Consider the following 12,551-nt stretch of genomic DNA (forward strand, 5'->3'; position numbering starts at 1 on the left):
TTCTCCGTGGAGCATGCGCCGGATCGCCGCCCTCCTGCCGCTCGCGCTCGCGCTGGCCCTCGGGGCCGCGCCGGGCGCGGCCCACGCCGCGGCCCGCCTGGTCGTCAAGGGCCACGGCTTCGGGCACGGCATCGGCATGAGCCAGTACGGCGCGCTGGGCTACGCGCAGCACGGCACCGACTACCAGACGATCCTCGGCCACTACTACGAGAGCACGTCGCTGGCGCCGCTGGGCAGCGCGCCCGACGTGCGCGTGCTGCTGCAGAGCGGCCGCCGCGCCGTCGTGAGCGGCGTGGTCGCGGCGGGTCAGAAGCAGCTGCGGCCGACCGCGACCTACTCGGTGCGCGCCGCGGGCGGCGGGCGCCTGGCGCTGTACAGCGCGAGCGGCCGGCGCCTGGTGACCGCGACGTCGCCGCTGCGGCTCGCGGCGCCCAAGGACGGCGCGTTCACGCTGCGCGGCCCCGCCGCCAACGGGGTGCGCGACGGCCGCTACCGCGGCGCGCTGGAGGTCGGGGCGTCCGGGTCCGGCGTGCAGGCGGTCGACGCGGTCGACGTGGAGGACTACGTGCGCGGCGTCGTGTCGGCGGAGTCGCCGCCGTCGTGGCCGGCCGAGGCGCTGAAGGCCCAGGCCGTGGCCGCGCGCACCTACGCGGTGACGACCGACGCCGGGTCGTCGACCGACGGCTACACGCAGTACGCCGACACGCGCTCGCAGATGTACAAGGGCGTCGCCGCCGAGCTGCCGTCGACCGACGCCGCCGTCGCGGCGACCGCCGGCCAGGTCGTCGTCCAGAACGGCCAGCCGGTCACCACCTACTTCTTCTCGACCTCCGGCGGCCACACCGAGGACATCGAGAACTCGTTCGTCGGCGCGCTGCCGCGCGCGTGGCTGAAGGGCGTCGACGATCCGTACGACACCGTCTCGCCGCGCCACAGCTGGGGTCCGTACACCTACTCGCAGGCGCGGGTCCAGGCCAAGCTGAAGGGCTTGGTCCGCGGGTCCTTCCGCGGGATCACGGTGCTCCAGCGCGGCGTCTCGCCGCGGATCGTGCGCGCCGAGATCGACGGCACGGGCGGCGCGACGCAGGTCACCGGCCCGCAGCTGCGGGCGCGGTTCGGCCTGTTCGACACGTGGGCGTCGTTCACCTACATCTCCAGCAACGCCAAGAAGAAGTCGTCCGACGACGACCTCGCGCCGGCGGCCGCCGGCGGCCCCGCCGCCAGCACCACCGCGCCCGCGAGCACGACGTCGCCGGCCAGCGGCGGCGCGACCACGCCGCCCGGCGTCGACGCCAGCGGCGGGCAGGCCGCGATGGTCGCGCGCCTCGCGCCCGCGCACCTGGTCGGGACGATCCAGCCCGCGCGCCGCGGCCGCACGCTGCGGATCCAGCGCCGCCAGGGCAGCGCGTGGAAGACGGTCGGGACGACGCGCGTGCGCCGCGGCGGCCGCTACGACGCCGCCGTCCCGGGCTCGGGCACCTACCGCGTCGCGCTGGGCGACGTGGCGGGCCCGTCGCTGGACATCCGCTGAGAGATCGCTGTCGCGGCTCAGGCCGCGCACCCGGCTGCCGATCGCATGCGTATGACCGGGATGTCCGTGGGGCTCATCGTGCTCGCGCTGCTCGCGCTGTGGCTGCTGATGGCCTGGCGCGGCCTGGTCGCGGCACGCGACGCGGCCGACGCGACCTGGGCCGCGATCGACGTCCACCTTCAGGAGCGCCACGCGCTCGTGCCCGCGCTCGTCGCCGCCGTCCAGGCCGAGACGGCCAGCGAGGCCCAGACGCTGGGCCGGCTGAGCGTCGTGCGCGAGCAGGCGATCGCCGCGACCACGCCGTGGGAGCGCGCCGACGCCGAGCGCCGCCTGGTCGCCGGCGTCACCGCCGTCGCGCTGCTCGCCGAGCGCCACCCGGGCCTCGGCGCCGCCGCCGCGTTCGTCGACCTGCAGGCCCGCCTGGCCGACATCGAGGACCAGATCCAGGCGGCGCGCCGGATCTACAACGCCGACGTCCGCCTCTACCGCGGCCGCCGCTCGCGCCTGCCCGGCTCGCTGCTCAAGCGCCTCGGCGACTTCGACGACCGGCCCTACTTCGAGCTCGACCACACCCGCGAGCGCGGGCTGCCGACGCTCGCGTTCGCGCGCGCCTAGCGCCTAGGCCGGCGCGGTCGAGCGCGGATCGGCCGTCAGGAAGGCGATCGTCACCGCGACGAGCTCGTCGGCCACGGCGGCGATGCCCTCGATGCCCTCGCGCAGGAGCGTGATCGAGACGATCTCGTTGACCGCGGAGATCGCGGCGGTCGCCTGCAGCGGCGTCAGCTCGTGCAGCTCGGGATGGGTCACGCGGGACTCCGCGCGCCACTGGACGAGCACGCCGGCGAGCGCGTCGACCCACGCGGTCCAGCGCTGCGCGAGCTGCGGACCGCCCGCGCGCATGTGCGTGAGGAACAGCTTGGTGAACTCGGGGTGGGCGACCAGCGCGGCGAGGTAGGCGCGGGCGCCGACGTCGATGCGGCGGACCGGATCCGGCTCGGCCGCGACCGTGTCGACCACGGTCCCGACCATCAGCTCGCTGGCGACCTCGAAGGCCTGCAGGAAGCAGTCGTCCTTGTCGCGGAAGTGCTCGTAGAACGTGCGCTTCGCCGTCCCGGCCACGCGGACGATGTCGCTGATCGTCACCGCCGCGACGCCGCGCTGCGCCGCGAGCGTCACGAAGGCCGACAGCAGCCGGCCGCGCTGGGACGCCAGGACGACGTCGCGCGCGAGCCCGTGGGGCCCGCGCGGCAGGACGACCGGCGCGTCGGCCGCCTGGAAGGGGGAGGCGACCTCGCTCAACCGCCGTAGATCCGGGACACCGACTCGGCGACGCAGACCGGCTTGTCGCCGCCCTCGCGCTCGAACGTCTGGGTGATCGTCATCTGCAGCCCGCCCGGGATGTCGTCGGCGGCAGTGAGCGCCGCGCGCATCCGGACCTTGGAGCCGACCGGCAGCGGCGCTGGGTAGCGGACCTTGTTGTAGCCGTAGTTGAGGCCGAAGGCGACGCCCTGGACCTCGAACAGGCTGTAGGACAACTGGGGGCCGAGCGACAGCGTGTACAACCCGTGGGCGATCGTGCCGCCGAACGGCGTGTCCTTCGCGCGCTCGGGGTCGACGTGGATCCACTGGTGGTCGCCGGTCGCGTCGGCGAAGGCGTCGATCGCCTCCTGCGTGACGTCGATCCAGCCGCTCACGCCGAGCTCCTCGCCGACCTTGCCCTTGAGCTCGTCGAGCCCGTTGATCACCGTGGCTGCCATGGCCCGCAGTCTATGCGCGCGGCCGCGCGGCGAGCCACTCGGCCTCGATCCGCCCGAGGTCGGTCGACGGCGGCTCGTCGGCGATGTACTCGAGCGCGAGCGTGCCCCAGTCGGCGCCGGCGCGCAGCTCGCCCAGCACGCTGAACAGCAAGCCCTCCATGCGGCGCAGCAGCAGTGCCTGCGGCGGGATCGTCTGGCGGCGCATGTCCTCGAAGTACGGCGAGGCCGGCGAGCCGGAGATCTCCATGGAGGAGCGGACGTACTCGGGATCCAGGCGGCGGAAGCCGGTCGTGAAGTACCACTCGCCGGCGGTCGCGAGCTGGCCCAGGATGCGCTCGGCCTCGAACGTGTCCGGCTGGGGCAGGTAGCCGAGCGACGACATGTACTCGAACGCGGTGTCCGCGTCGCCCGCGATGACGGCCCGCGCCAGCGCGCGCTCGTCGGCGAGGTAGTCGGCGTCCATCCGCCGCACGAGGCCGAAGTCCAGGAAGCACACGCGCCCGTCCTGGGCCAGCAGGTAGTTGCCCGGGTGCGGGTCGCCGGCGGCGGTGCGCTCGCGCCGCAGCAACCCGTAGAAGAACCGGAAGCAGATCTCCGCGAAGCGGTCGCGGGCGGCCTCGTCGAGCTTCTGGACCTCGGCGAAGCCGCGGCCGTCCACGAACTCGGTGATCAGCACGCGCCGCGTGGACATCGAGGTGACGACGGCCGGCACCATGATGAACGGGTGGTCGCGGAAGGCGCGGTGGACGCGCCGGTGGTGCTGGGCCTCGAGCTCGTAGTCGAGCTCCTCGCCGATGCGGTCGCGCAGCTCCTTGAGGATCGCCTTGGCGTCGAGCCCCGGCGCCAGGCGCTTGACCAGCGGGAGCAGGACCGCGGCGTTGCGCAGGTCGGTCTCGACCGCCTCGGCGACGCCCGGGTACTGGACCTTGACCGCGACGTCGCGGCCGTCGTGGAGCGTCGCGCGGTAGACCTGGCCGATCGACGCCGCCGCGACCGGCTCGGCGTCGAACTCCTGGAAGTGCTCGTCAATCGAGCCGCCGAGGTCGTCGACAAGGACCTGGCGCATCTTGGCGAACGGGACCTGCGGCGCGTCGTCGCGCAGCGCGGCGAGCTTGGCCTTGAACGCCTCGCGCTCGCCCTCGGGCACCATCTCGAAGTCGACGGTCGACAGGACCTGGCCGAGCTTCATGGCCGCGCCCTTCATCTGGCCGAGCTGGGTGACGAGCTCGTCGGCCAGCGCGAGCGCGCGCTTGGCGTCGGCCGCCTCGGCGCCCTCGGGCGTCCGGGTGCGGTTGGCGAGCTGGGTTCCGGCCCAGCGCGCGGACTGCCCGGCGACGAGGCCGCCGAACTTCGCGGTGCGGGCAAGGCGGCTGGTGGGGATCTTGGGCATCGGGCGGTCCTGCCAGAGTAGGCGGCCTATGGGTCCGCTCTTGGTGGTCGACGCACCGTCCCTGCTCTACCGCGCGTTCTACGGTCTGCCGAAGTCGATCACGGGCGCCGACGGCCAACCGGTCAACGCGCTGCTCGGCTTCGCCAACCAGGTGCTGTGGGCGGTGGAGCGCCACGCGCCCCGCACGGTGATCCTGTGCACCGGCGCCGAGGCCGCGGCCTACCGCGCCGAGTCGCTGGCGTCCTACCACGCCGACCGCCCGCCGGTGCCCGACGAGCTGGCGCCGCAATGGGCCGACGCGCCCGCGTTCTTCGCCGCGTTCGGCTGGGCGTGGGAGGACGCGCACGACCTCGAGGCCGACGACCTGCTCGGCGCCTACGCGCGCTGCGAGGTCGACGCCGGCGGGACGTGCCTGATCTTCTCCGGCGACCGCGACATGTTCCAGTGCGTCAACGAGTCGGTCTCCGTCCTGTATCCGCGGGGCGGCAAGGACGGCCCGGAGCTCGTGGACGTCAAAGGCGTGAAGGCCAAGTACGGCATCCGCCCCGACCAGGTCCCGGACTTCATCGCGTTGCGCGGCGACCCGTCCGACGGGATCCCGGGCGCCAAGGGCATCGGCGAGAAGACCGCCGGGGAGATCCTGCGCGTGCACGGCACGCTGGACGACGCGATCGCCAACGCCGACGCGGAGCGCCCGCGCGTGGCCGCAGCGCTCCGGAATCAGGCCGACGAGCTGCGCGAGTTCCGCAAGATCGCGACGCTCCAGCCGATCTCAGTGGCGTGCCCGCAGGACGCTCCGACGACGTACGGCAAGGCCTCCGAGGCCGCGTCGACGCGCGGGATGGGGCGACTTTCGGAGCGTTTGGCGGGGTTGGCGAAGAAGGACTAAGCGGTGCGCGCGCGAACGTCGCGCTGTTGAACGCCGAACCGTCTGCCGATGCTTCCGCGATGATCCTCCGCGTGGTGCGACGTGTCGCTGCCTGCTGGTCTGTCGTCGCACTGGTTTGCGCGGCGTTAGCCGGCGCCGCCCACGCCGCCCCGAGCGCGCCGCCGCGCGCGGTGGACCTGGACGCCGCCGGCTGGGAGTACGCGCCCGATCCGACCGGCGCCGGCCTGCGCGGACTCGGGCCCTCCCACCCGGGCGGCCCCAGCGGCCTCACGTGGTCGGCCGTCGACCTCCCGCACGTCTTCGACCCCACGCCGGACACGAAGGCCTTCCACGGCCAGACGGGCTGGTACCGCCTCTCGGTCACGCGCCCGACCGCCTCGCCGGCCGGCTTCGACTGGGGCATCCGCTTCGACCAGGTCCGCCGCGTCGCCGACGTCTTCGTCGACGGCCGGCGCGTCGCGGTCCACTCCGACCCTTACGCGCCGTTCACCGTCGCGCTGCCCCAGTTGCGCGACGGGCGCCCGCACGCGGTCGTCGTCCGCGCCGACAGCCACAAGGCCGAAGAGCCGCGCGAGGGCTGGTGGAACTGGGGCGGGATGACGCGCGCGGCCACGCTGGTCCCGCTCGGCGCGATCGTGGCGCGCGACACCGGCTTCCTGCCGCAGCGCACCTGCCGCGGCGACGACTGCACGTGGAGCGTCACGGTCGACACCACGCTCTTCAACCGCGGGACGACGACGGTCTCCGCGCGGCTCGCCGCGCGGCTGACGACGCCCGACGGCAAGCCGGCCGGCCGCGGGACCGCGACGTCGCGGCCGATCGCCCCCGGCGAGACCGCGCGCGTGCGCTTCCGCGTCCCGGTCGCCGACGACGACGTCCAGCTCTGGGGTCCTGGCCACCCGGCGCTCTACGGCGCCGCGCTGGACACGCTCGGCGCCGGCGGCGCGGTCCAGCAGCACGACGCCGCCCGCATCGGCCTGCGGACCGTGACCGTGCACGACGGGCTCCTGACGCTCAACGGCCAGCCCGTGGAGCTGCGCGGCGCGTCGATCCAGGAGGACGTCGACGGCCACGGCCCGGCGCTCACCGACGCCGACGTCAACGGGATCGTCGCCCAGCTCAAGGCCGTCGGGGCGAACGTCACGCGCGCCCACTACGCGCTCGACCAGCGCCTGCAGGACAAGCTCGACCAGGCCGGGATCATGGTCTGGACGCAGGCCCCGATCTACCACCGCGACCGCCTGCTGGTCACCGCGGACCAGCGCGACACGGCGCTGTCGACGGTCCGCGCCGCGGTGCTGCAGACCCGCAACCACCCGTCGACGATCACGCACTCGGTCGCCAACGAGCTGTCGGTGATCCCCGACAAGGTCCCCGGCACCGCCGCCTTCCTGCGCGACGCCCGCGCGCTGACGCTGGACCTGGACCCGACGCTGCCGACGTCGGTCGACACGCTCAGCTACCCCGGCTACCCGCGGCAGGCGGCCTACGCCGCGTTCGACCTGCTGGGCATCAACTCGTACTTCGGCTGGTACCCGGGCAAGCCGGGGCACTCGACCGCCGACATCCGCTCGCTCGCCCCGTACCTGAGCGGGATGCGCACCATGTACCCCAACTCGGGGCTCGTGCTGACCGAGTTCGGCGCCGAGGCCACGATGACCGGCCCGGCGACCGAGAAGCAGACCTACGCCTTCCAGGAGGTCTACACGCGCAACGTCCTCGCGGCCGTCAAGTCCGCGCCGACGCTGAGCGGAGCGATCTACTGGACGCTGCGCGAGTTCGCGGTCAAGCCGGCGTGGGACGGCGGCGCGCAACTGCCGGGCGCCGACCGCAACGCGATCCACCACAAGGGCCTCGTCACCTACGACGGCCGGCCCAAGCCCGCCTACGACGTCCTGCGCGACGACATCCGGGCGACCCCGCTGGACCGGCCCGCGGCCGACGTCGCGCTCGCCCTGGGCACGCGCGTCCCGGACCGCGACCGCGGCGGCGTCGGGTTCGGCGTCGCGCTCGGGATCCTGATCGCGGTCGGCGTCCTGCTGGTGGTCGACCTCTGGGCGTTCACCGGCTGGCGCCGCGCGCTGCTCGACGAGACGCGCGACGCCCGCGCCGCCGCCCGTCGCCGCCGCGCGCAGGCGGTCCGCGCCCGCCGCGAGGCCGCCGAGGCCGAGCAGGCCGAGGCCGCGCTGCGCGTCGCCTAGCCAGGTGCGCTAGCCGCTCGCGCGCCCGCGGGCCAGGCGCCCGCTCCAGCGCAGCTGCACCGCGTCGAGCTCCGTGCGCCCGTGGCCACCGCGGGCCATCCATCCGACCGCGTCGACGTGGTCGCCCACCGTCGGCAGCCCGGTGGGCAGCTCGCGCGGCAGCTTGACGACGTGCATGTGGAAGCGGCTGACGACGAACAGGTGGCGGTCGCCGTCGCCGTCGCCGTCGTGGCCCTGGCGCCAGACCACGCGACCGGCCACGTGCAGGCACGTCGTGTAGCCCGACCAGCGCGCCACCGCCCAGCACGGCCGGGTCCAGCGCGGCGCGCGGTCCTGCTGGGCGTGGCTCACCAGCCGTGCGCGCGGAAAGCTGTCGAGCTCGCCGGGCGCGGCGGCGACCGCCGCGACGGCGGCCAGCAGGACGAGGACGACAGCGAGCCCGGCGGCCACCCGACGCCCGCGGCGCGAGCGGGTCGGGGCGGCGGCGGACATCCGCTCAGTGTGCCGTGGTGCCCTCGCGTCCGTAACTGTCCGAAAGTCGAACCACGTCGTCGAGCTCCGGCGTGGAGACCTCCAGGACGTCGGCGTCCGCGAGCGCCTCGATCGTGTGGATCTCGCCCGGCCGGTTGCGCCAGACGTGGCCGGGCTCGATCTCGACCTCGGTCACGTCGTCCTCGCTCGTCCCCTTCACGAGCATCAGCCGGCCGGACAGCAGGTAGCTGCTCTCGTCCTTGGCCTCGTGGTACTGCAGCGAGAGCCGGTGGCCGGCGTCGACGTGGAGGATCTTGCCGGCGTAGCGGTCGGTGAGGGCGTACCAGAGCTCGTAGCCCCAGGGCTTCTCGACGCGACGCGGCAGGTCCATGGTGTGAGGTTGTACCGAAGGCCCGCTCAGCTCGCGGCTTCGAGGCCCACGCGCTCCTCCAGCTCGACCGCTCGCAGGAGCTGGCAGTCATCAGGCACGAACGCCTCCGGACCGCCGTCGCGCAGATGCGTGGAGATGACCCGCAGGTCGTCGTCCAAGAGGGTCACCCGGCGCACGCGACCGGCATGGCGCTCCAGGTACAGCCAATGAGATTCGGCCATCATGGCCCTTTCGCAATTCCGAGGAGCACGCCGCACCGCGCTCCGATCCCGCGAGGCTAACCCACCGCCGCGCCGCGGATGAGGGATATGACTGCCCCACATCGGGCGCCGTCAGGAAAACGACGTTAGGGCGTGAACTTCACGTTGATGACGTCGCCGTCGCGCATCACGTAGTCGCGCCCTTCGAGGCGCAGCGTGCCGCGGTCGCGCGCGCCCGCGAAGCCGCCCGCCTCCAGCAGCGCGTCCCAGCCGATGACCTCGGCGCGGACGAAGCCCTTCTGGATGTCGGTGTGGATCGCGCCCGCCGCATGCCAGGCGGTGAGGCCGTCGCGCAGGTGCCAGGTCTGGGCGATCGTGCCGTCCCCGGCGGTGAAGAACGAGTTGAGGTTCAACAGCGCGAACGCCCCCTGCGAGACGCGGTCCAGCCCGGACTCGCTGACGCCGAGGTCGGCGCGCATCGCGGCGGCGTCCTCGTCGTCGAGCTCGGACAGCTCGGCCTCCAGGCGCGAGGAGACCGCGACGGCGCCGGCGCCGATCGCGTCCGCGTGGGCCTGGATCTCCGGCGGGACCTCGTCGGTGCCCTCGTCGACGTTGGCCACGAACAGCACCGGCTTGGAGGTCAGCGGCGCGAGGTTGCGCAGCGCGTCGGGCGCGGCGTCGGGAACCGGCACGGTCCGGACGGCCTCGCCGGCCTGGAGCGCGGCGACGACGTCGCGCAGCCACCGCTCCTCGGCCTGCGCCTCCTTGTCACCGCTCTTGGCCTGCTTGGCGACGCGGTCGACGCGGCGCTCGGCCTGCTCGAGGTCGGCGTAGATCAGCTCGGTCTCGATCGTCTCGACGTCGCGCGCCGGGTCGACCGAGCCCTCGGAGTGCAGGATGCCGTCGTCGTGGTGGGCGCGGACGACGTGGACGATCGCGTCGGTCTCGCGGATGTTGGCCAGGAACTTGTTCCCGAGCCCCTCGCCCTCCGAGGCGCCGCGCACGAGGCCGGCGATGTCATGGAAGGCGATCGTGTCCCACACGACCTCGGACGAGCTGAGCAACTGCGACAACTTGCCCATCCGCTCGTCGCGGACGGGCACGATCGCCACGTTGGGCTCGATCGTGGTGAACGGGTAGTTCGCCGCCTCCGCGCCCGCCTTGGTGAGCGCGTTGAAGAGCGATGACTTGCCCGCGTTGGGCATGCCGACGATCCCGACCTTCATGAAGTGGTTGCTCCTCCTACGAGCGTGCCGAGCAGCGCGCCGGCGAGGATGTCCGAGGGGTAGTGCACGCCGAGGTAGACGCGCGAGGCGGCCATCGCGGTGGCCACCGGGTAGACCTTGCCCGCGCCGACGAGCGGCGCGAAGCCGCGCGCCGCCGCGAACGACGACGACGCGTGCGCCGACGGGAAGCTCAGCTGCGTCGGCGTGCTGATGAGCGCCGGCAGGCCGGCGAGCTGCGGCCGCCGGCGGCGGACCACCAGCTTGATCGCCGTGTTGAGGACGTAGGCGCCGGCGACGCCGGCGGTGGCCCGGGTCCATCGCGAACGCCGCGGCCGGTCGACGACCGCGCCGACCGTCCCGAGCGCGAGCCACAGCGCCGCGTGCTCGCCGGTCCGCGAGAACGCGCGCACGGCGCGCTCGGCGCGTGCCGAGTGCCCGCGGGTGCGGGCGGCCACGGCGAGCGCGGCGTCGAAGCGGGCCAGGACGGGGGTCATCGACGCGCAACGGTAGTCCGTCGCGCGCCGCGGCCGCCGTGCGGCCGCCGCCTACTGGCCGCGGCGGGCCAACATGTAGGGGACGGTGCGCAGCGGGAGCTTGAAGTCGCCGAACAGGCTCCGGGTCGTCACGTAGAGGTAGTCGACCCTTGACCATCTCGTGCATCGGCACCCGCGCCGAGCCCACGATCGGCCAGTGGCCGGTCATCCCCGGCGTCAGCGCGAGGCGGCGGGCGGTCATCGCCGGTGATCGTGCTGCCCTCGCTGGCGATCAGCGGGCGCGGGCCCACCAGCGACATCTCGCCGCGCGACGTGCACAACGAAGGCAGCGACCTACATGCCGCGGCGGGCCACCATGTACGGGAGCGTACGGGCCAGGATCTTGACGTCCTCGAACAGGCTCCAGGTCGTCACGTACACGTAGTCGACCTTGACCATCTCGTGCATCGGCACGCGTGACGAACCCATGATCTGCCAGTGGCCGGTCATGCCCGGCGTCAGGTGCAGGCGCCTGCGGTCGTAGCCGGTGATCGTCTTGTCCTCGCTGTAGATCAGCGGGCGCGGGCCGACCAGCGACATCTCGCCGCGCAGCACGTTGAGCAGCTGCGGCAGCTCGTCGAGCGACGTCTTGCGCAGGAGGCGCCCCACACGCGTGATCCGCGGGTCATCGGCGATCTTGAACAGGCCGTCGGCCTCGTTGTGCTGGTGCAGCTCGTCCTTGCGCGCCTCGGCGTCGGCGACCATCGTCCGGAACTTGTAGATCCGGAAGGGCGCGCCGTCGCGGCCGATGCGCTCCTGACGGAACAGGACCGGGCCGTGCGAGTCGAGCTTGACGAGGACCGCGAAGAGCGCGAGCAGCGGTGCCAGCAGGACGAGGCCGACGGTCGCGCCGGCGAGGTCGAACGCGCGCTTGAGCAGCTGCGACGAGCGGCCGAGCGCGAACTCGCGGACGCCCATGATCGTCATGCCGCCGAGGTCGTCGAAGACCACCGACTGGCCGACGACGTCGAAGACGTGCGGCAGGATGCTGACGCGCACGCCGAGCGCCTTGCTCGCCCGGATCACGTCGAGCGTGACCTGCGGGTTGGTCTGGCTCGGCACGACCAGGATCCGGTGCGCGTCGAGCGTGCGGATCATCTCGCCGAGCGTGGCCTGGTCGACCGGGCGCTCCTCGGCGGTGAGGTCGGAGACGCGCTGCAGCGACATCCGGCCGACGAGGCGGGCGTGGGCGGCCACGTTCTCGAGCTTGTGCTGGATGCGCGCGTAGGAGCTGGCGTCGCCGATCAGCAGCAGGCGCTCCTCGGGCACGGCGCGGGCCGCGACCGAGCGCGCCGCTCGGCGGAACGCCAGGCCGAGGACGAAGAGCGACGCGAACAGGATCAGCGCCTGGCCCTTGCCGAGCGGGCCGTTGATGACGACGCCGTCGAGCATCCACACGGCCAACGTGTAGATCGCGGCGAGCTGGAGCAGCTTGGGCGCCTCGTCCATCGTGGTCTTGTGGATCACCAGCTCGTCGCGGTCGTACAGGCCGCTGAGCTTGGACGCGACGCAGACCAGCGGCAGCCCGAGCAGCACGCTCAGGCTCAGCTGGTCGACGCCGAAGACGTTCGCGCACAGCAGCAGCGCGACGAGCGCCGACAGCGCGTCGGCCACGGCGAGGCTGCGCCGGTAGCGGCGGTCGCGCTGGAGGACGGCCGGGTTCGTGTCGAGCGATTCCTCGATCACCGGCGACGACGAGCGCAGGCCGGTGATGCGCATCAGGGTGCCGGGGCTTGTCTCGGGCATGCGAAGCGGGACTCGCAAAGGAGTGGGTCCTCAGGGGAATGGGGGATTGGGGTCCTGCTGGAACCCGCCTGCCGGAGCTTCCTGCTCTGCGATGGCCCCGCGACGGCGGATCGCGCGACGGTCCCGTCCCTGGGCGTGCCGCGCCGAACGCCGTTCAAGCTAGCGTCTAGGAAGAGACCGTCTCTACTGCTAATGGACGAGGGCGCTTCGACTACC

Annotated in this window: 13 protein-coding genes; 4 read left to right on the forward strand and 9 right to left on the reverse strand. The window is 73.3% G+C overall.

Annotation, left to right across the window (positions count from 1 at the left end; all coding sequences use genetic code 11):
• Nucleotides 1–13 precede the first annotated feature (13 nt).
• On the forward strand, nucleotides 14–1,531 hold the full coding sequence (locus DSM104299_RS28465) for a SpoIID/LytB domain-containing protein (RefSeq protein WP_272475059.1): 1,518 nt from the start codon (nucleotides 14–16) through the stop codon (nucleotides 1,529–1,531).
• Nucleotides 1,532–1,591: 60 nt separating this feature from the next.
• A complete protein-coding gene (locus tag DSM104299_RS28470) occupies nucleotides 1,592–2,146 on the forward strand; it encodes a LemA family protein (RefSeq protein ID WP_272475060.1) in 555 nt (184 codons plus the stop codon).
• A gap of 3 nt (nucleotides 2,147–2,149) precedes the next feature.
• Here DSM104299_RS28470 and DSM104299_RS28475 read toward each other — a convergent pair whose 3' ends face one another.
• Genes DSM104299_RS28475 through DSM104299_RS28485 form a run of 3 tightly spaced genes read right to left on the reverse strand, consistent with a single transcriptional unit; the run spans nucleotide 2,150 to nucleotide 4,678 of the window.
• Nucleotides 2,150–2,830: a TetR/AcrR family transcriptional regulator gene (locus tag DSM104299_RS28475; RefSeq protein ID WP_272475061.1), complete on the reverse strand. Its 681-nt coding sequence runs from the start codon at nucleotides 2,828–2,830 to the stop codon at nucleotides 2,150–2,152.
• The gene (locus tag DSM104299_RS28480; protein WP_272475062.1) at nucleotides 2,827–3,288 is read right to left on the reverse strand and encodes a MaoC family dehydratase; all 462 of its coding nucleotides are present in this window, start codon (nucleotides 3,286–3,288) and stop codon (nucleotides 2,827–2,829) included. The genes DSM104299_RS28475 and DSM104299_RS28480 overlap by 4 nt, the downstream gene beginning before the upstream one ends.
• 10 nt (nucleotides 3,289–3,298) lie before the next feature.
• A complete protein-coding gene (locus DSM104299_RS28485; protein WP_272475063.1) occupies nucleotides 3,299–4,678 on the reverse strand; it encodes an ABC1 kinase family protein in 1,380 nt (459 codons plus the stop codon).
• 28 nt (nucleotides 4,679–4,706) lie between these two features.
• Here DSM104299_RS28485 and DSM104299_RS28490 point away from each other — a divergent pair, with 28 nt between their 5' ends.
• On the forward strand, nucleotides 4,707–5,567 hold the full coding sequence (locus DSM104299_RS28490; protein WP_272475064.1) for a 5'-3' exonuclease: 861 nt from the start codon (nucleotides 4,707–4,709) through the stop codon (nucleotides 5,565–5,567).
• A gap of 170 nt (nucleotides 5,568–5,737) precedes the next feature.
• Nucleotides 5,738–7,768, forward strand: coding sequence for a glycoside hydrolase family 2 TIM barrel-domain containing protein (locus DSM104299_RS28495; RefSeq protein ID WP_272475065.1), 2,031 nt, complete (start codon nucleotides 5,738–5,740; stop codon nucleotides 7,766–7,768).
• A gap of 9 nt (nucleotides 7,769–7,777) precedes the next feature.
• On the opposite strand, the gene DSM104299_RS28500 is transcribed toward DSM104299_RS28495, so the two are convergent.
• From DSM104299_RS28500 to DSM104299_RS28525, 6 genes are all read right to left on the reverse strand, one after another.
• Nucleotides 7,778–8,260, reverse strand: a complete 483-nt coding sequence (locus tag DSM104299_RS28500) for a hypothetical protein (RefSeq protein ID WP_272475066.1) — start codon at nucleotides 8,258–8,260, stop codon at nucleotides 7,778–7,780.
• 4 nt (nucleotides 8,261–8,264) lie between these two features.
• On the reverse strand, nucleotides 8,265–8,630 hold the full coding sequence (locus tag DSM104299_RS28505; protein WP_272475067.1) for a cupin domain-containing protein: 366 nt from the start codon (nucleotides 8,628–8,630) through the stop codon (nucleotides 8,265–8,267).
• A 26-nt stretch (nucleotides 8,631–8,656) separates the two neighbouring features.
• Complete coding sequence (locus DSM104299_RS28510) at nucleotides 8,657–8,797, reverse strand: hypothetical protein (protein ID WP_272475068.1); 141 nt, start codon at nucleotides 8,795–8,797, stop codon at nucleotides 8,657–8,659.
• 179 nt (nucleotides 8,798–8,976) lie between these two features.
• On the reverse strand, nucleotides 8,977–10,056 hold the full coding sequence (gene ychF, locus DSM104299_RS28515; RefSeq protein ID WP_272475069.1) for a redox-regulated ATPase YchF: 1,080 nt from the start codon (nucleotides 10,054–10,056) through the stop codon (nucleotides 8,977–8,979).
• On the reverse strand, nucleotides 10,053–10,550 hold the full coding sequence (locus DSM104299_RS28520; protein WP_272475070.1) for a phosphatase PAP2 family protein: 498 nt from the start codon (nucleotides 10,548–10,550) through the stop codon (nucleotides 10,053–10,055). The genes ychF and DSM104299_RS28520 overlap by 4 nt, the downstream gene beginning before the upstream one ends.
• Nucleotides 10,551–10,883: 333 nt before the next feature.
• Nucleotides 10,884–12,335, reverse strand: coding sequence for an exopolysaccharide biosynthesis polyprenyl glycosylphosphotransferase (locus DSM104299_RS28525; RefSeq protein ID WP_272475071.1), 1,452 nt, complete (start codon nucleotides 12,333–12,335; stop codon nucleotides 10,884–10,886).
• Nucleotides 12,336–12,551 lie beyond the last annotated feature (216 nt).

The sequence above is a fragment of the Baekduia alba genome (genome assembly GCF_028416635.1).
Classification (GTDB): domain Bacteria; phylum Actinomycetota; class Thermoleophilia; order Solirubrobacterales; family Solirubrobacteraceae; genus Baekduia; species Baekduia alba.

What these genes read in the sequence shown, in the direction of transcription:
- DSM104299_RS28465 (WP_272475059.1), top strand. Translation starts at nt 14, where the DNA reads ATGCGCCGGATCGCCGCCCTCCTGCCGCTCGCGCTCGCGCTGGCCCTC.
- DSM104299_RS28470 (WP_272475060.1), top strand. Translation starts at nt 1,592, where the DNA reads ATGTCCGTGGGGCTCATCGTGCTCGCGCTGCTCGCGCTGTGGCTGCTG.
- DSM104299_RS28480 (WP_272475062.1), bottom strand. Translation starts at nt 3,288, where the DNA reads ATGGCAGCCACGGTGATCAACGGGCTCGACGAGCTCAAGGGCAAGGTC.
- DSM104299_RS28485 (WP_272475063.1), bottom strand. Translation starts at nt 4,678, where the DNA reads ATGCCCAAGATCCCCACCAGCCGCCTTGCCCGCACCGCGAAGTTCGGC.
- DSM104299_RS28490 (WP_272475064.1), top strand. Translation starts at nt 4,707, where the DNA reads ATGGGTCCGCTCTTGGTGGTCGACGCACCGTCCCTGCTCTACCGCGCG.
- DSM104299_RS28500 (WP_272475066.1), bottom strand. Translation starts at nt 8,260, where the DNA reads ATGTCCGCCGCCGCCCCGACCCGCTCGCGCCGCGGGCGTCGGGTGGCC.
- DSM104299_RS28505 (WP_272475067.1), bottom strand. Translation starts at nt 8,630, where the DNA reads ATGGACCTGCCGCGTCGCGTCGAGAAGCCCTGGGGCTACGAGCTCTGG.
- ychF (WP_272475069.1), bottom strand. Translation starts at nt 10,056, where the DNA reads ATGAAGGTCGGGATCGTCGGCATGCCCAACGCGGGCAAGTCATCGCTC.
- DSM104299_RS28520 (WP_272475070.1), bottom strand. Translation starts at nt 10,550, where the DNA reads ATGACCCCCGTCCTGGCCCGCTTCGACGCCGCGCTCGCCGTGGCCGCC.
- DSM104299_RS28525 (WP_272475071.1), bottom strand. Translation starts at nt 12,335, where the DNA reads ATGCCCGAGACAAGCCCCGGCACCCTGATGCGCATCACCGGCCTGCGC.